This is a genomic window from Glaciecola sp. KUL10 (genome assembly GCF_003203515.1).
In the GTDB taxonomy this organism is placed as follows: domain Bacteria; phylum Pseudomonadota; class Gammaproteobacteria; order Enterobacterales; family Alteromonadaceae; genus Glaciecola.
Genome location: NZ_BGNG01000005.1, coordinates 247,079 through 265,726, shown reverse-complemented (window position 1 = coordinate 265,726; position 18,648 = coordinate 247,079). Strand labels below are relative to the sequence as shown.

13 protein-coding genes are annotated in these 18,648 nt (G+C 39.4%); 5 read left to right on the top strand and 8 right to left on the bottom strand.

Going from position 1 to position 18,648, the window contains the following annotated elements:
- The first annotated feature begins 15 nt into the window (after positions 1–15).
- Together KUL10_RS10785 and KUL10_RS10780 are read left to right on the top strand one after the other, a co-directional pair.
- A complete protein-coding gene (locus tag KUL10_RS10785; protein ID WP_110428935.1) occupies positions 16–1,881 on the top strand; it encodes an acyltransferase family protein in 1,866 nt (621 codons plus the stop codon).
- Positions 1,882–1,911: 30 nt separating this feature from the next.
- Positions 1,912–3,840, top strand: coding sequence for an acyltransferase family protein (locus KUL10_RS10780; RefSeq protein WP_110428934.1), 1,929 nt, complete (start codon positions 1,912–1,914; stop codon positions 3,838–3,840).
- Positions 3,841–3,868: 28 nt separating this feature from the next.
- Here KUL10_RS10780 and KUL10_RS10775 read toward each other — a convergent pair whose 3' ends face one another.
- From KUL10_RS10775 to KUL10_RS10755, 5 genes are all read right to left on the bottom strand, one after another.
- Entirely contained in the window at positions 3,869–4,675 is an 807-nt protein-coding gene (locus tag KUL10_RS10775; RefSeq protein ID WP_110428933.1) for a sulfotransferase family 2 domain-containing protein, read from the bottom strand.
- Positions 4,676–4,684: 9 nt separating this feature from the next.
- Complete coding sequence (locus KUL10_RS10770) at positions 4,685–5,602, bottom strand: capsular polysaccharide synthesis protein (RefSeq protein ID WP_110428932.1); 918 nt, start codon at positions 5,600–5,602, stop codon at positions 4,685–4,687.
- A 6-nt stretch (positions 5,603–5,608) separates the two neighbouring features.
- Positions 5,609–7,105: a lipopolysaccharide biosynthesis protein gene (locus KUL10_RS10765; protein ID WP_146216776.1), complete on the bottom strand. Its 1,497-nt coding sequence runs from the start codon at positions 7,103–7,105 to the stop codon at positions 5,609–5,611.
- A 65-nt stretch (positions 7,106–7,170) separates the two neighbouring features.
- The gene (locus KUL10_RS10760; protein ID WP_110428930.1) at positions 7,171–7,791 is read right to left on the bottom strand and encodes a hypothetical protein; all 621 of its coding nucleotides are present in this window, start codon (positions 7,789–7,791) and stop codon (positions 7,171–7,173) included.
- A 186-nt stretch (positions 7,792–7,977) separates the two neighbouring features.
- Positions 7,978–10,023 carry a hypothetical protein gene (locus KUL10_RS10755; protein WP_110428929.1) on the bottom strand — a complete coding sequence of 682 codons (2,046 nt, stop codon included), beginning with the start codon at positions 10,021–10,023 and terminating at the stop codon, positions 7,978–7,980.
- Between the two features lie 176 nt (positions 10,024–10,199).
- Here KUL10_RS10755 and KUL10_RS10750 point away from each other — a divergent pair, with 176 nt between their 5' ends.
- Positions 10,200–11,219, top strand: a complete 1,020-nt coding sequence (locus tag KUL10_RS10750) for an NAD-dependent epimerase (protein ID WP_110428928.1) — start codon at positions 10,200–10,202, stop codon at positions 11,217–11,219.
- 246 nt (positions 11,220–11,465) lie between these two features.
- Here KUL10_RS10750 and KUL10_RS10745 read toward each other — a convergent pair whose 3' ends face one another.
- The 3 genes from KUL10_RS10745 to KUL10_RS10735 all read right to left on the bottom strand — a co-directional run bounded on the left by KUL10_RS10745 (position 11,466) and on the right by KUL10_RS10735 (position 15,723).
- Entirely contained in the window at positions 11,466–12,995 is a 1,530-nt protein-coding gene (locus KUL10_RS10745) for a peptidoglycan-binding protein (protein WP_110428927.1), read from the bottom strand.
- Positions 12,985–13,329 carry a hypothetical protein gene (locus KUL10_RS10740; RefSeq protein ID WP_110428926.1) on the bottom strand — a complete coding sequence of 115 codons (345 nt, stop codon included), beginning with the start codon at positions 13,327–13,329 and terminating at the stop codon, positions 12,985–12,987. The genes KUL10_RS10745 and KUL10_RS10740 overlap by 11 nt, the downstream gene beginning before the upstream one ends.
- 63 nt (positions 13,330–13,392) lie before the next feature.
- Positions 13,393–15,723: a GGDEF domain-containing phosphodiesterase gene (locus tag KUL10_RS10735; RefSeq protein ID WP_233499787.1), complete on the bottom strand. Its 2,331-nt coding sequence runs from the start codon at positions 15,721–15,723 to the stop codon at positions 13,393–13,395.
- Positions 15,724–16,066: 343 nt separating this feature from the next.
- Between KUL10_RS10735 and KUL10_RS10730 the strand changes: the two genes are divergently transcribed.
- Both KUL10_RS10730 and KUL10_RS10725 read left to right on the top strand, forming a co-directional pair.
- Entirely contained in the window at positions 16,067–16,615 is a 549-nt protein-coding gene (locus tag KUL10_RS10730; protein WP_110428925.1) for a heme NO-binding domain-containing protein, read from the top strand.
- Positions 16,616–16,672: 57 nt separating this feature from the next.
- Positions 16,673–18,646: an ATP-binding protein gene (locus KUL10_RS10725; RefSeq protein WP_110428924.1), complete on the top strand. Its 1,974-nt coding sequence runs from the start codon at positions 16,673–16,675 to the stop codon at positions 18,644–18,646.
- Positions 18,647–18,648 lie beyond the last annotated feature (2 nt).

Here is an 18,648-nt window from a genome sequence, read left to right as displayed (position 1 = left end):
TCGGAAAATAAAATTATGCCACAAAAAAGTATTATCTTGGAGGTGCAAGGTTTAAGAGGCCTTGCCGTCATAAGTGTTCTCTTATTCCACGTACAACTTCCATTTATTCATGGTGGCTTTGTTGGTGTAGATATATTCTTCGTGATTTCTGGATTTGTAATAACAAGAATTATCAAAAAGGAGGTTGGCAATAACAACTTTAATTTAAGCGCGTTTTTCATACGACGTTTTTGGAGAATTCTTCCTGCTCTTTTTGTTACAGTGTTTTTCACCGCTTTAGTTTTTGGTCCTCTTTTTCCCTTAAGTAGCAACGATACTTTCTACTATTCGATGTTCTCTTCGCTTTTTGGGTTGTCAAATATCTACTTTTATTTTACGTTGGATTACTTTTCCAGTGGAATCGCAAATCCCCTATTACACACTTGGTCATTGGGTGTTGAAGAGCAGTTTTACTTGTTTTTTCCACTTTTAATTCTTGGTGTTTTAAATATCAGACAGAGTATCAATCATTTATTCTTTGTTATATTTATATTATCTTTTTTTGGCGCTGTTATTGTTACTTACACCAACCAAAGCGCTGCCTTTTACTTGCCGTGGTACAGGGCATGGGAATTCTGTACAGGAGCGATAATAGCTTGGAACGGAATCGCACTTAGGAAATCAGGAGTTTCAAAATCAGTTTCCTTGCTAGGGTTATTAATACTACTAGTCACTATACTTTTTTATAAAAAGTCTTTTGTATTTCCTGGTGTAGGTTCGATATTACCTGTTTTAGGTACCGCTTTATTACTAATATCTTTAGACTGTTCTTCTAACATCAATGGTATTTTAAGAAATAAATTTATGACATTCTTTGGTGATATTTCTTATTCACTATATCTTTGTCATTGGCCAATAGTCTGTTTAGTGGGTATGTTCTTACCGATCACAAATGTTTTTATAACAGTCTCTTTGATCGTAATGAGCGTTTTAGTGGGTTGGTTAATGTATCTACTGGTTGAGTTACCTGTTTTAAGGTTTTACAAGCAAAAAAGTCAATCTCTACCTAAACTTACCCTTGGCAGTGCAATGCCTATTTTTGCCTTAGTTCTATCTGGCTTCATTGTTTTATGGATAGCCTTCGTTAATGGCGTTTGGGAGCGAAACCCAGAGGCTGGTAAATACTTGAAGATCGAAAATGAAGCATCTCTATTTAGACTTAATGAATGCTTCTTTGTAACGAAAGAAGATAATCTCGATGAGAGCTACAATAAATGCCTAGATATTAGCACGGACACAAAAAACGTTTTAGTTACAGGAGACAGCCTTTCAGCAAATATAACGAGTACGTTTATAGATACTTTTCCAAATGTTAATTTTCTGCAAGCAAGTGCCGTGAATTATAAACCCGGTCTAGAAAGTAGTTGGACGAAATCTGCTAAAACGCTTGATCGGTTAGTGAGGAGTAAATTATGGGAAAGAGATGTTAAAATTGATTTAGTGGTCATTTTCGCAATGTGGCAATCTTCAGACCTCCCAATGTTGGTAGAAAATGTGATAGCGTTAAAAGAAAAAGGTACCAAAGTGCTAGTTATAGGGCCCCCAGTAGACTACTACACCAACGTCCCATTGCTTCAAGGAATGAGTGAGCTTATAGATTATGACCTAGTACCTCACGTTCGACGAAAAGGGCGCTCCGAAATGGATCTAGAGTTTCGTTCTGAACTTGAATCAGTTGCCACTTATTATGTTTCTGTAGTCGATGCTTTTTGTCAACAAAATCAATGTATACACAAAAATGATAATTCTGGACTTTATACTGATAAGGTCCATCTAACGCGCCTAGGGACAGAAGTATTAATCAGCGATATTCGTAAACACCTCAATGGCTTTTTAAATTAATGATATATCAACACAAATTAGGGTTTAGTTGTGGGATTTAGACAAGATATAAACGGATTACGAGCAATTGCTGTTTTGGCGGTTGTATTGTTTCATTTCAACGCTGCATGGCTTCCCGGCGGCTTTGTTGGTGTTGATATTTTTTTCGTTATTTCTGGCTTTCTAATGACAGGAATCATATTCAAAGGTATAGAAAATGAAGACTTTTCATTAGCTACATTTTACTTAGCTCGCGCAAACAGAATCATTCCCGCTCTAGCGATACTTTGCATATTTATGACAATTTTTGGTTGGTTTATGTTAGTTCCTTTGGAGTACGAAAAACTCGCGACGCACGTGATTAGTAGTTTAGCGTTTGTTTCCAATATTGTATATTGGAAAGAGTCGGGGTACTTCGATGTGGCATCGAATGAAAAATGGCTGTTGCATACATGGTCACTATCAGTCGAATGGCAGTTCTATATTATTTACCCAATAGTGCTGCTATTTTTAAAAAAATTCATGACTCTTAATTCATTGAAAGTGATCCTTATTATTGGAGTGTTTCTCGGTTTTTTGCTTTCTCTTCTGGCTACACCGATTTGGCCGAATCCTGCATATTTCCTTCTTCCAACTCGAGCTTGGGAAATGATGCTGGGTGGTGTCGCTTTTTTGTTTCCTCTTCGTGCTACTTTGACCGTAAGAAAATTTATAAATATGCTAGGTATTCTTCTGATAGTCTTATCAGTTTTGTTTATCCATGAAGAAGATTTATGGCCTGGTTACCTTGCTGCAGTGCCTACATTTGGTACATATCTAATAATACAAGCTAACTTACAATCGAGTATATTTACCAATAATTTAGCATTTAGATATCTGGGGAAATGGTCATATTCAATCTATTTGTGGCATTGGCCAATAGCTGTTTTTATTTATTCTTATTCACTTGGGCTGGTTTTTAGCATGCTTGGAGTGGCGATTTCGGTACTTGCTGGGATGATTAGTTTTCAGTATGTCGAGCAAATGAAATTTAGAAAGACATGGGGAAGTGGGATCTCAGTTATAAACCACAAGCCTATACTTTTTGCTGCTATTGCATCTGTATTTGGTCTCGTAGTTTATGTGAGTGAAGGAGTTGACTCATCCGTGAGAGAAGTAACTAATTCTGAACAAGCTAAGTATATGGCAAAATATCATCGAAGTAATTACAAAAAATATTTGGATAGTGCATATAGTCAACAGTGTAATTATTTTGATGCGGAAGCGTTTGTTGCAAAATCTGAAGAAATAGCGAGTGAGTGCATCCAAACAGGTAAAGGCGGTATTTTCATTTGGGGAGATTCACACGCCCAATCCATCTCATATGGAGTTCGTCAGACTTTTACGAAGCAACCTATCTCACAAATAGCTAGCTCCGCATGTAGACCATTGGTAAAAGAAGATGATGTATCGACCGGTCAATTTAAAATTGCTTGTGATAGAGCAAACAAGAGAGTTTTGAAAGCGCTGTTAGAGGTGAATCCCAAAATTGTTTTACTTGCCCAACAAACAGACCACGACAAAAATAATTTTATAGATATTGTAGACTATTTACGAAAAAACAAGCTTAATTCTCATGTGGTGCTAGTTGGTCCAGTACCTCAATGGAAACCGTCTTTACCAAGCGCTATCGCTAAAAGACATTTTGATTCAACAACAGTTCGGTTTGATGATCCATCTTTTGTATCCAGAATACTTGATATAGATGAAAAACTTAAAGAAAAGTACGAAGGCTCTTCGATCAATTACATTTCAGTAACAGATGGTTTATGCAACAAGGAAGGATGTTTGGCAAAGGTAGATGATGAAAACACACCTGTAGTTTGGGACTACGGTCATTTATCGTTAGAGGGATCTATAATGGTTAGTCAAACAATATTGAAACCATATATCGATAAGTTCTTTCTGGAGGAAGCAGGCACTGTGATATCAGCACATTGATGCGAAGATAGCATTTAGTGGTAAGAAATTAAATTAATTTTTCGATTCCTTTAAAGATCCTCGTTGTTAAGCTAAGTGTCTTATTAAGTGCGGGTAACACTTTAGCTTGTTTGAAAGCGACCAAACTGGCTCCTTGGGATGCTTCATCGTCTTTTAATTTACCTAATTTATGTGTTTTGATTTCTTGTTTTAACTCTGAAGAGCTAATCACTTCACCATCATCTATTTTTAGCTTTTGATAGCCAAAAAGTGTAAAATCTGCGTCATAAAAGTTTTGTACGCTATTAACCGTCCGGCCTGTTATTGTATATTCATCTTGATTGCTCATGTTGACCTTCGGGCTGGAGCTTTCTTCAATCATACGATTCTCTTCAGGTATTAGAATTGAATTGCAAAACTCTAGTGGCCGTTTAAGTCCCTCTTCCAGTCTAAAGACTTTGGTAGTCTTTAAGTAAAATTCACTTTGGGGACGGATATGGTTGTCGTATGTGAAGGGGTCGAAAGAATATCTAAAGAAAAAGCGTCTTACATGAGCTTCAAATTGTATATTTCCTGAGTAACCCTGTGTTTTTTGATAACCGTGCTCAGACATTACTCTGAGTATTGGATGCCTCACTATCATAAAAGAAGGGATAGTTTCAACGTCATGAATCATTTGCTTAAGTAACGGAGCATGAAAATGTTGTGGATTGCAACGAAAGTCGTGTTCACTAGTTTTATGAAACAAAAATGAAAAATCACTGTGGCGCTTCAAGTGTTTCTCAACACTCGTTCCAGCGCACTTCGGAACATGTATATATAACAACTTTCGGTTACGGTTAAAAAATAATGGCATATGGAAATCTTACTCTACAAGTTCAGCTAATTTGTGATAAGTACTTTGGATATTTTTAGGTGGATTCGACTTCCAGTTTAATTTGTGAAGGCTATCAAAGTGACAAATATTATTATATTTTTCTGAATCAAAAGGTTGGTTGAGGTTCGACAATAATTGATAGCAGTCTAAGGAGTTTATCGGTAAACTGTCAATTTGCTCAGCCGCGACTTCTATATTTTCGTACGCGATTGCAATTAAATAATCTACGAGAAAGTAGTCCAGAAGTGTAGAATTTTGAGCAAAATGTTGCTCAAACATATCGCTTAAGAATTTGAAAACTGGGTTTTTTGAGGATGAACCTAATGCGAACGCAGTCCAGTTTTTATTAGAAACATACTGAGACGCACCTGCTCTTTTAATTGAAAAAAAATCCTGATTCTCATCTGCTGAAGGTTTTTCTGTCACGAAAATCGTTGCATCAAGCCAAAAGCCACCATGTTGATAAAGTAATTTTGCTCTTAACAAATCAGAAAAGGTTTGAATCGTTATCGAGTTCGTTTCAAGCCGTTTCAAAATATTAGAATCTATATCAACATACTTTCCCACATTCTCTTTAGTAATCAAAGTTACGTTCGCAGAGCCAAATTGTTTATTCATGCTTGCAATACATAATTTGCAAATTGGAGGAAGAGTATGTTCGCCTGTCCACCAACATACCCAGACTTTGTTAGGTATGCCTTTACTTGCAGTTAACAAATTATAGGTGCTGAAACGTTGTTTGTTCAAACCAAGGTTTTTGACAATAGCACTCTTGGTCATTTGTTGAGATTTTAACGTAATGCGTTTACCTAGCGTACTTGAACTATTAATTTGTTGCGAAAGCTTTTTTATCAATAGAGCAGAAATACCGTATTCGTTTATTTTTTGCAATATCTCGTTGTTCAAACCGAATTACCTAATATTTTTGAAAAAAGCGAAATTAAGAAGTTTTGGTGGTACTCCTAACTTTTCGAGAGCTGTCTTTATTTGTTTTATTTCACGCCTGCCAAACAGTACCAAAAAGCACAGAAAACTTGCAAGGCCTATTAATATTTTAATGGTCATTAAGATTGTGCCCGACAGTTCTAAATTAGTTTCTAGGAGAACTCCAGATATGAAAACTGTAAAATACATTGAAAAACTGGTAATAAAAGGTGTTTTCATCGAAGCTATGTAAGCTGTCAATTTCATCTGTATATGTTTTTTCAAAAGGTAAAGAAGGAAGACAAATAATAAAGGGTAACAAATAGCCCACGCAGCTGCCGCCCCAAACACGCCATAGTTGATCGCGCCCAAAGCCACAGCAACAGGAATGACTATCGCGCACAAAGTTGTAAAAAGTGCGGTAATATTTTGTTTGCCTGTTGAAATAAGAAGCTGTGTCAAGAGAGGATCAAAACACTTAAAACAGCAAAATACTGCAATTAGCTGGAACAGAATAACGGAATCAGCCCACTTATCACCAAGTAGTAATGGTATCATTTCAGGTGCTATCGCTATTAGACCAAACATTAGAGGGAAACAAACCATAGTTAAGCCAAATGTTAATTGATTAAGAGCCGTAAAGAGTTCATTTTTGTTGTGCTTTAATTTTGCAAAAGTTACTGGCGCAACCCCCATGGCTAGAGAAACGATAGTGTTAGAAGGGAGTCTAGCTAAATTCATCGCCATGGTATAATAGCCGGTGTCTATTGGAGAAGAATACTTTCCGACTAGCACCATATCAGCTTTGTTATATAGCATCCACGTTATTCTTGTATATGTTACACTAAGTCCAAATTTTATTAGGATAAGTGACTTTCGTATTGAAAATAACAAGGATGGAGCCCAACAGCTCGACAATATATAGCTCACACTCCGAAAAGTGCTATAGCCTAAAATACCCCAGGCCAGCGCCCAAGCTTCGTATTTTAAGATAGCTAGAGTTATAGTTAGAATTGATTGAAACATTACAGCTAGAACTTCAATTTTAGCGATTAGAGCAAATCTCATTTGTTTTTGAATGATTGCGTAATGAATCACAGAAAAACCATTTATTAATAATGAAAAAGAGATTAAAACAAAAATTCTTCCTATTTCGTCATTGTTATAAAACTGAGCGAGAGATGTTCTAGTAGATAATGCGACACTGAAAATCAAAATCGAAAGCGCTATTGATAAGAAAAAGCAACTGCTTAATTGCCTTTGGCTGAGTCTCCTTTTTTGCACAACAGCAGCCGCTAAACCAATGTGATTAAATATTTCTGCAAAAGCAATGACCGCCGTTACAACTGCGACAAGCCCAAAGTGTTCTGGTGATAGCAGTCTGGCAGTGACTATTGTGGTTATAAATGATATGACTTTGCTCGCAGATGCCCCTAGCCCAAGAGATGCAACACCTCTGAACATCTTTTTTCTAACTTCATTCAAATTTTTCACCCAAAAAAAAGCGGCATTTCTTATGCCGCTAAAATTTTTAATGTTTTAGATTGTTTTTATCGCTTGCTGCGTCTTGTTCTTGCAGCAGCGAGCAGCGCTAAAAACAAAGCACTTGTATATATAGGTTCACTGATTGAAGAAGAACTCGTAACTTGTTTTGTTGCTTCTAATACAATTTCTCTCAACTCCACCTTATTGCCCTGACTACCGAAGATATTTACCGTAAAACTATCTACTCCGAAAGCGGCAATGCTGCCTAAATCAATCACGCTGAAAGTGTTTTGAACCAACATGCTATTAGACACTGCTATCTGTCCAGTATCTGTATTGAATATAATTTCCAAAGCACTAACCTGCTGTAGGAATAAACTTCCAAAATCATTCGCTATGCCAGCACCGAAAATATCAAATTTACCGTTTAATGCAAATGTCAGCGAGATGGGCAGTGCACTACTAACGCGAGTTCCACCTTGAGCATTCGCAGTAAATGCGACATCAGGGCTCGAAGTTCCAAAAATGCCGTCGAACAGAGCGTCTATATTTGCTATTGTATAATTTGAAGGAGCAGCGTCTACTGAAACGCTCGCAATGTCGCTATTCGTAATAAATGCTGCGTTTGCGTTAGAACCGATAATTGTTATCACCGTTAGCGCTATTTTAATAAAAAGCTTTTTCATTGAATTTCCTTAACCATTGATAATATTTCTATACATGGAAAGCATGAAATATGCCAACATTTAGCTGCATGAATTTAAAGAAGTTTATTTTGTCGGTTTTAAGTAATGTAAAAAATCCTGACTTGTTATTGTTTGCCATAAACCAATAAATTTAGTCGAAGTTTGCTCTTTACTGTAATAATAAATTCAACATCCATCAAACCCCTCCAAAAACCATACATCTAGTTTCATTACTCCACCTACATGCATAAGAACATACGCATACTCACCCCATTCATCAAACTCTATATCAACTGCGCCGCTTCGATTTTCCATGAGGCAAGAGATATCTTTCCAGTTGTCTCCCTGATCAGCGGACATGAGTACCTCGGCGTCTTTTTTTGAGCTCCAGTTAACAGTTGATGCAAACATCAGGCTTCCGCTTGGGTTCGCATTAAACGCCAGAAATGAGCTTGATTGGTCTCGTGTTAATACTGCTTTTATACTGCCGTCTTTTAGTTGATAGATGACAGGCTTACCTTGATCTCCCAAGAGGTATAGTGAATTATTTATTGTCTTTAGTTCAAACACCCACAAGTTACTAGGCAGTAGTATTGTTGACGTTACTTCACCAGTTTCCATATCGGAAAATCTAAGTGTGTTTTGTTCTTCGATATGATACGAAACAAGTTGATTTTCAAATACAACTAATCCTCTAAACACTCTATTGTTTTCATCTTGCCTTAATGCTGCAATTGGCGCGTTTTGCGTTTGTTCATCTGACGTTTTATTTTGGTAATCTGCAATTTTGAATAAACCGCCTGTTTTACCGTCTCTAACGGTAAAGATATCACTATCTCCCAGCACGAGTTGACGACTATACCCGTTACCCCAAAATGCCTTTTCATCGCGTCTGTTTGTATACTCACCAAGTTGCTGCGCCCACTTTACCTCTTCGTTTTCATCAAATGCTAAAACAAAATCACTGGCTTGGTTCCAAGGTGATATCGTTGCGTAGACTTCACCTTGCTGATGTTTAATGGACCATACATGACCAGCCATTCGCCAATCGGTCCCAGTTCTCGGAAAAACGCTATTAAATCTTTGGTCTGAGAATGAGAATTGGGGAGTTGAAACGATGCCATTATCCATACTTGCTATAAAGAGTGTATCTCCGTCTAGCTCGATATCTGTACCTACAAAATTTGATGCATCAAGAGAATATTCTTCAAAGCGCTTTGCGTTTTGTGAGTATTTGTAAACTCCCCAATAATCCGCAAACCACATGTTATCACCGACCATGATGGGCGTACCCAACGGCATTGTTATTGACTTGCGCCACTTACGAAATGGAAGTGATTCATCATAAGAAATGCCCACGCGGTCGCCTACCACCAAAGCATTGTTTTCATATGTTAAATAATGAAGCTTGGTATTCCATTGGCTACCGAGTGCAATAAAGTTTTGGCTGGTTTCTCCGTGTTCTGAAACAAGTACATTTATAATTTTTTGATCAGTGTTGATCCCAAGTTTTGATAAATCACCTAGTTTGTAAATAGCAGTTTCTGTGACCACAAGCTGCATTGAATCTTCCGAAACGGTAACGATTCTTAAAATTTTACTATCGAAGGTGTTAATCAGTTGATAAGTTTGGTCTTGAGTATTTAGGCGATAAAGATTTTTATCTGCAAATCCATAGACATCGTTGTTTTGGCCTTTGTCAAAATGAATACCATGCAGTCGAGATAGTTCGTACTGATGCTCTTCAATAGTCCGTCCATTTATGCAAACTAGCTTTGCTTTTAAGTCGCTTACACAAATAGAATCGTCGTTTGCGACTGAGTAAACTTGTTTACTAGTATTTCGCTTGGTGTTGATTGAGATGTTTAACGATACCCATGTTTTATCATCATCGAGTGTGAAAAGACCCGAACTGCTAATCGCCAATAAGTTCTCGCCATGCACAGCTAAACTAGTGACATTATAGTCTTCTAAGCCATTTACCGTAGGAATCCAACTATCATTATCCAATCGCCAAACACCAGCAACATCAGATGATATGTACGTATCGCCCTTATACATGACAACGCTTGTAAAAGCGCCACCACCACCCCAACCAATGTGCTCAACCGCCTTAGCGGGAATAGGAGCATGAGCAATACCATCGTCAATCGAAACTGAAGAACAGGCTGTGACGGGATAAAGCCCGAAAAATAATATAAATAAGACAACTAACGAATTCACGTTTTTCATTTTTACAACTCAAAAAAAATTAAAATCAACTGGTGAGTCGAAGAATAGTTTTATTTTGTAATGTGTAAGAGGGGGCAAAATGATACAAAGGTATTTGAAATAAATTTTGTGATAAACTTTCGTCATCTAAAAGCCCCGTATTTTGTTGAACTTCAACATTAATTGGAAATAGCTTAATGAAAATCCTAACCACCGGCACCGCCGGCTTTATCGGCGCCCACACCGCCCGACAACTCCTCGACCAAAACATCCAAGTGATCGGCATAGACAACATCAACGACTACTACGATACCAGCCTTAAACACGCGCGTATCGACTGGATTAACGAACACGAAAATGCAGCAAACTTCAGCTTTATCAAAATGGATATCGCCGATCGTGCTGCTATGGAAGCTTTGTTTGCAGAGCATAAGTTCGATCGTGTTATTCATTTAGCTGCTCAGGCGGGTGTACGTTACTCGATTGAAAACCCTCATGCTTATATTGATGCGAATATCCTTGGTTTTATGAATATTCTTGAAGGTTGTCGTCATCATAAGGTTGAGCACCTTGTTTATGCGTCATCTAGTTCGGTTTATGGTGCGAATGAGGCGATGCCGTTTTCGGTTGATGATAACGTTGATCATCCTGTGTCGTTGTATGCGGCTAGCAAAAAAGCGAATGAGTTGATGGCGCATACTTATAGTCATCTTTATGGGCTGCCTACTACTGGGCTTAGGTTCTTCACAGTTTATGGCCCTTGGGGACGTCCTGATATGGCGCCGTTTAAGTTTACTAAGGCGATCAGTGAGGGCAGGGCGATTGATGTGTACAACTATGGTAATCATCGTCGTGACTTTACTTACATTGATGACATTGTGCAGGGCGTAATTGCTGCTACTATGCATATTGCGCAGCCTAATGCTGATTGGGATGGTAAAACGCCTTCTCCAAGTTCTAGTAAAGCGCCCTGGCGTGTTTATAACATTGGTGCGCAAACGCCTGTGCATTTGTTGACTTTTATTGAAACGATTGAAAAAGCTTTGGGTAAAACTGCTGAAAAAAACATGTTGCCGATGCAGCCCGGTGACGTAGAAGCGACCTTTGCTGATGTAGAGGCCTTGGTAAATGATGTTGGGTATCGTCCTTCTGTGTCTTTAGACGAGGGAATTAAAGCCTTTGTTGATTGGTACAAAGACTTTTATGGCGAAGCATAGCGCCATTCATTGTATTTTATATATTAATATCGATTTAAAGGGCTTTCAGGATGCTTCAACGTCCGAGTAAAGCCTTTTTTTCAGGGGTTTATAACCCTTATTTATTATTTTTGTCGGGTTTTTTTACAGCCTGAGGCGGTGGGTAATTATTTAGTATTATGCTTGTGTTTTCTTAATTTGAAGCCTAAAGAATTGAAGCATAAAACTAAGTTGAATAGTGCCAACATCGACACAGTTACGGTTACTTCAAATAAAAACGCGCACTAAACCCAACAGCGCAGCAAAACCCTTGACGCCTGTGCCCAAGCCAATACTAAACTTCAAAAAACTAATCGCGATTTTTAGGCCTTTTATCACTTTGCGAACATTTTGCATGGCCAACTTGAAATCGGATAGTTGCTTGCGAAAATATCGTGTTTTTTTATCAATGACGTTGGCACTGGCTTGATGATTTATTAAAACGACATAGTCACAGTTTTTACTGCGCATTGTGTACCAATCATCAGCGCTACTACCTTGCACGGGGCTTCGTTTTAAAAATTGAACGCCTCGTTTTATTTGTTTTGCCGAGTCTTTGATGACTTTAAGGCCATCACTGGCGAGCATGTGTGTGAGCCTAGCAATGTTTTTGAGCGTTTCGCTGGTATCCTTGATTGTGCTGTTAACGATTGACGCAAACCATTTTATTACGCGTTTTACACCGTCGAAAATTCTGCCTCCAATACTGTTAATGTGTTCCCAAATTTTATTGTGTGTATTAGCGTCTTTAGACTCACTAATTTTTAATAATACTTGTTTAGCTTGCTGCGTTTGGCTTAATTCATTTTGATGGTGAAGCGCGGCTAATTGAGCAATAAATTGATAGTCTACTTTTCGGCTAGTGCTGGCACTTCTAATCGTTGAGACTCCTTGGCTTTGCGCAAAATTTTGCATGGCTTCATACAGTTTATATTGATTGGCTTTAGTGGAAGATACACTGGCAGGGTTGCGCCTGAAAAAAGCAAAACGATTTACGTCTGCTGTACTCATTTTATAGGTTCTTGAGCGTGTAGGCTGCACATCATAACCCAGTAAAAATAATTCTATTTTGGCTAGATTAATTGATACAGGTAAGGTAACGCTTTTCTCAACTTGGTAGCGAGATGTTGAAGTGAGTATCCCTTGTGCATCAAACAACGCGCGGATCAATTTTTTATGCCTTAGCCAGCCAGTTTGAGCGTTTGGCCTAAACTGACTCACTTGGCCCACTTTTAAAGCATGCTGGTAAAACGTCTCAAGTGCTTGGTTAGTGCTTTGGGTACTTGCAAACTGGCGTTTGTCTAAAAAACCTAGTACGTGTAAACGCAGATTTATTGCGCGGTTCATTGCGGCTTGCTTCTCGTCTTTACCTACCCATAAATCGATGCGATCGCCTGCCTCAAAGCTCACCAAGGTTTGCAGCGCAAGCCATGTCTTCTTGCCAACCCATTCATCAACAAGTAATCCAGCTTCTTCTTGAAATTTTCGAAGTGCGCGTTTTAAAGGGCGAGTTAAATGGGGATCGCTATTGTCTTTGCGCAAGTAACCGAGTAGATGCAAGTAAGTGCGCACGCTTTTGTTACGTGCAAACAAGTTATCCACGCCGTCACTAGTTGCCTCATCGTCCCCTTTTGATGAATCGCTTGTTGTAACCGTTTGCCTAAGAGGCTGTCTAGGTTCAATGGCCAGACTACCAGGTGAAACGATCAAGCTGTCGATCAACTCAATCGCTTCGTTCTGGCTAATATCAGCTGACATCGATCAGGTCGTAAAAGGCATCCACTAAGCCTTGTCTTACTTCTAAGCCTGCTGAAACCGCAGCATCATGAGCTTCGCGCATATCGGGGGTAATTGCGGGATTGATTAGCAGCTGAGCATCACCATCAAAATCATACTTTGACGATGCCATTAGGGTAATGCTGCCTTGTGTATCTGATTTTGCGTTTTGGAGAAGGTTTTCCCAGTCAAGGACTGATTCTCCGTTGCTGTCTGTGATGACTGTGCTTAAATCACCAGTGAAAGTTTGAACTTCGACACTTGAAATATCGGCTATGCCTTTTTTGAGTGAAACAAACGCGTCTTTGAGTGACATTAGACTTTCCTTTTTCTGTGTATAAATCTGATTGATTTATGAACACTATAGTCACTTTTTTACTCAACTTGCAAGTGAGTTGTTTCGCTCCTTGTACCACTGGATCAGGTCTGGTGCAGCAATAGGGCGACAAATGAAATAACCCTGAGCCCATTCACATCCCCATTCTTTGAGCAATGCTAACGAAGCTTCATTTTCTACCCCTTCTGCGACAACTTCCATACCAAAGCTATGGGCTAGCTTGATAACGGTTTTAACAATTGTTTGGTCATCTTTCGAAGTGTCTAAGTTAAGTACAAAGCTTTTATCGATTTTAAGCACGTTAATGGGAAGTTGCGTCAAGTAAGCTAGAGACGAATAGCCTGTTCCAAAATCATCAATGGCAATGCTAAAGCCGGATGCACGCAAATAACCTAAGTGTTGAAGCGCTTGCTCTGGGTCTTTGACCAAATCCCCTTCGGTCAATTCGAATGACAATGCTTGCGCAGGCAGCCCATTACTTTCAAGCAAACTGTTAATCATTGTAAGTTGTTCGGGGTTCATCACATCTTGCGCCGAGATATTAATGGCGACGACAACGTCCACACCTTTTTCTCTGAATATGCGCACATCTTTGACCGCTTGTTGATAAACCCATTCAGTGATTTTATTTATAAAGCCAGCCTGTTCGGCAATGGCGATAAAATCTTCTGGTGAAATGAACCCTAAATTGTCGTTTTGCCATCTTATCAGTGCTTCAACACCTAGTATTTTATCGCTGCTAAGCTCCATTTTAGGTTGGTAAAACAACTGTAATTCATGCTGGTTTGTCGACAAAGCCTTTTTAAGTTCAGTAATAATCGACAAGCGCCTTAAGTAACTACTTTCAAAGCTTGGGTCAAAGCGGAGCAGTTTTTCATCAGTGTTTTGTGCTTCATCTAACACAATATTCATCCGCCTAAACAGATCTTCTGCGTTATGGGTATCAGAAGGGCATTCGATCACACCGATAGATACGCGCATAGGAATGCTTAACCCATCGACAAATATCTCTTTTTCAAGATTATCTCTAATTAGGGTTAGTTCGGATTCACTCACCGGTGTATTGGGGATCCAAATCAACTCTCCCCCTGTTAGTCTAGCCGCGAGGCCGCCTAAATCACTGACTCTATCGGCAAGTTCACGTAGACATAAATCGCCATTGTGATAACCAAAGGTGTCATTTATGTCACGAAAGCCAAAGATATTTATGCCAACTGCTTGGAAGCACTCTTTTCCTGCAAATTTATCACTAAGTTTAGTTTCGATATGATTGCGATTGAACAAACACGTGAGATCGTCATGTTGAGCTTGGTGTATGATTTTTTGCTCTCGCTCTCGAATGTTGATTTGCATGGTTTTAAAGCTATTCGCCAATACCGTTAATTCTTGGCTTCTGCTATCGATAACCATTTCTTCATGGTAGTCACCTTTTGCTATGTTGGTGGCAACTTGAGTTAGCTTTTCAATAGGGCGCGTCATTTGACGTGAAATAACCGCAGTTAATGCGATAGCAGCCACCAGCGCGAAGATAGCAATTAATGTGATGTTGAATATCAAACTTAAAAAACTTGAAAACAAACGTTCTACGGTGGTGGATAGCACGATACGCACATCTAAGTCGTCACGCTGTACAAACGAAAAGTCACTCTCGATCAGTTTATTTCTGTCCCATAATAAAAAGCTTAACCACTCTATACTGTCGCCTTGACTGACGTTAACGACGGTTGCTGTACTTGGGATTTCTTTACTCGCTACTGAAAAGGGGTCAGAGTCTTTTGATTCGACTTTCACACGTATATCAAGTTGTGAGATCGCTTCTAAATTTTTGATTAAGGCTTGATTCACTTCAAACCCTAACACTGCAATGGCAACAGGTGAGGGGGCATCTACCGTCACGAATAAAAGCTGGAACAACTTGCCGTGACTCGACACTATCCCAGAAGTCGTGCCCGACTGAAGTGTTTGTTGTGCAAGCTCTCTTAAATCTAATTCGTTTTTGTCTTCGTAGGCCGAGGGATCAGGCACCGTCACAATCGGCTCACCTTGTAAACTCAGTATACTGATTAAATCTGCGCCAATACGCCGCCCGTGGTTACCTAGCACGCTTTTAAGCGTGGCAACATCGTCGCGCGCGACCGCTGATTTGAAAGGCCAATCATCGGTAAGTACATTTGCTGAGGTAAGCAACAACTCTTTACGGTCATCGATGACCCTTGTTAACACCATTTTTGCAGTATTTAGGTCTTGAGACTGCTGTTGCTGCGCATGTTCAGCAATACTCCGAAGTGCAACCATTAAGATCAGCAGCGATGTGATCGAAACCACCCCGACGACTAATCTGAATATTTTTTTCTTTAACGAAGTTTGTTGCAAGTAAGGACCCTTAAAACGTTAACGAAGAATCGTTGATTTATTCTTATCGGATACCTTCGTAAAAACCTGATTAAAAAAAGGAATTTGAAGCTTATTTTTCACAATGGTAGATAGTACTAAAGAATGATGTTAATTTAAACGGTGTAAAAAATACTGACATCAAAGGCACGTTACCTTGGGTATTCAAAGGTTTTGGAGAGGCAATGAGGCCACCTTTTTTTGTGGCTTAGTTCTTTTTTATTGTTTTTTGTTATGGGTAGTGAAAGTTTTGTCGATATGAAGTTATTGGGCATGGCAAAAGCGTCGCGCCCCTTTGTTTTATCAAAATTAACTAGGGTGATCTATGAAAGGAATAGTGTTTACTGAATTTGTGAGTATGGTCGAGAGCCAGTTTGGTGAAGACATGTTCGACGATATATTGGATGCTGTTCAGCCTAAATCAGAAGGGGCCTACACCGCTGTGGGAACCTACGACCATCAAGAGCTGGTAGATATGGTAGTCGAGTTGAGCAAACTCTGCGACACCCCCGTCCCCGCGCTTGTTCACGCTTTTGGATTACACATGGGAAAGGTCTTTAGCGAAAAATTTACTTCGTTTTTTATAGAAGCCGGTAGCACGATTAAATTTTTAGAAGCGATTGACAATCATATTCATGTGGAAGTACGCAAATTATACCCCGATGCTGAGCTACCCGTATTTAGTTTTGAACATGTTGAATCACCTACCGAACACTTTGCTTTGCACTATCAATCGACACGCGGTTTTGCCGACCTGGCATTGGGATTAATTGAAAGCACTTCCGCTTACTTTGGCGAGACTTTTAATATTGATCGTGAAGACTGGGTAGAAGGCGACATTCATCATGCTATTTTTAGATTGACCAGTGCCTAACGTTTAGCATTGAGAAGGCAAGCATCATAAACCACTTATTTCAAAAAGGTATCATGTTTGAATCACGCATCTACTGACCCAGCGCGCTTAATTAGACGATTAGAGCGTGAACGCAAGGCAAGGCAGGAGGCTGAAAGACTACTCGAGGATAAAAGCCGTGAGCTGTTTGCTAAGCACATGGAGTTAGAAGCGTTGAGCCAGAGTTTAGAAAAACTCGTTGCAAAGCGCACGATCGAAATGCAACAAGCACGCGATGAAGCGCTATATGCTCTGCAAGTTAAAACTGATTTCATTGCCAATATGAGTCATGAGTTGCGTACGCCGCTCAATGGAGTGCTAGGCGTTATGGCCCTGCTGTCAGAGCAATCGTTAAACGAGCAACAAAGCGAACTAGTAGCCGTTGCTGAAGCGTCAGGTAAGCATCTGCTCGGTGTTATCAATGATATTTTGGACTTTTCTAAAATCGAAGCCAATAAAATCACCCTTGAATTTGCTGCCCTTAATATTCGTCCATATGTAAAAACCTTATGTGCGCCTTTTGAACTTCAGGCAAAACAAAAAGGGATTGCTTTTGAGGTACATGTCGATGATCGCATCCCCGACTTTTTAATGGTTGATTCGCTTCGACTGACTCAGATTATTTCAAACCTGCTGTCAAATGCGCTTAAATTTACTGATAAAGGTAGTGTGAGCCTTTCTTTCAATGCCTTTGAAGATGTTTATCGAATATCGGTAAGTGACACCGGGATTGGCATAAGTGAAGCTAATCTAGAATCAATTTTTGCTGCGTTTGAACAGGCCGACACCTCAATTACCAGAGAGTTTGGTGGTACAGGTTTAGGAATGAGTATTACTAAACAACTCGTCAGTATGTTTGGTGGCAAGATAAACGTGACAAGTGAACTGGGTAAAGGCAGTTGCTTTTATGTTGACCTGTCTTTGCAAACCGCCGACGAGATTGAATTGTACACAGATACAGTTGACCCATCTGTTGATAACCCTGTCGATACTTTACGTATCTTGTTGGTAGAAGATAATACAATCAATCAAATGGTCGCTACTAAGTTACTAGAAGGTTGGGGGTGTAATGTGTCTCTTGCTGAAAACGGTCAACTTGCGTTAGATCACTTATCAAAAGACACCTTTGATATCGTGCTGATGGATTTGCAAATGCCAGTAATGGGAGGGATTCAAGCCACTGAATTCATCCGTACGGGCAAGGGAGGTGTGCTGAGCGAAAATATGGATGTGCCTATTATTGCAATGACAGCACACAGCTCACAGGCTCATATCGACGAATGCGAACAAGTGGGTATGAACGGCCATATATCTAAGCCGATCGATAAAGCGCTATTACATCAAAAAATTAAAAGCTTAATTGGCAACATGTCAGCGGCTGAGCAAAGCTCACAGCATGAAACACCTATCAATAATTCAGTACCTGAAATAAAGGGAGTGGATGTTGAAAGTGGCCTAGCGAGAGTCAATCATGACCTGGAATTGTATTTGTCCTTACTTCAGCGTTTTTGTAAGGATAATGGCGACTTTTATACGCGCTATGAAGTATGTGTTGAACAAGACAATAAAAAGAGTGCAAGTATGGCGCTGCACCTTATCAAAGGGAGTGCTGCAAACGTCGGGATTGAGAAAGTATCAAAGCTAGCGGCCGAATTAGAAACGGAATTGCAAACCAAGCAATCGTGGCCCACACTCAATAAGGCTGAAAGACTGCAACAACTCATTGAAGAAGTTAAGCATCATTTGGCTTTGGTCGATAACAACAAAGATAAAGCTGAAAAGGCGCCTTTGAGATCCGTGTCTGATGAGCAGATATTGAACTATTTGCAAGATATAAAGATGCAATTGAATCAAGATTTTTTAAATGCCGAGGCAGGCCTTCAAGAGTTATTAACTTGCAAATTAAGTGCTCCCATGCAAGGTATACTCGAAAACGTACAACAAGCTATGGCGCGTTTCGATACGCTTGCAGCTGCAAATGACATCGAACAAGCCCTTGAGTTACTAGGATAAAC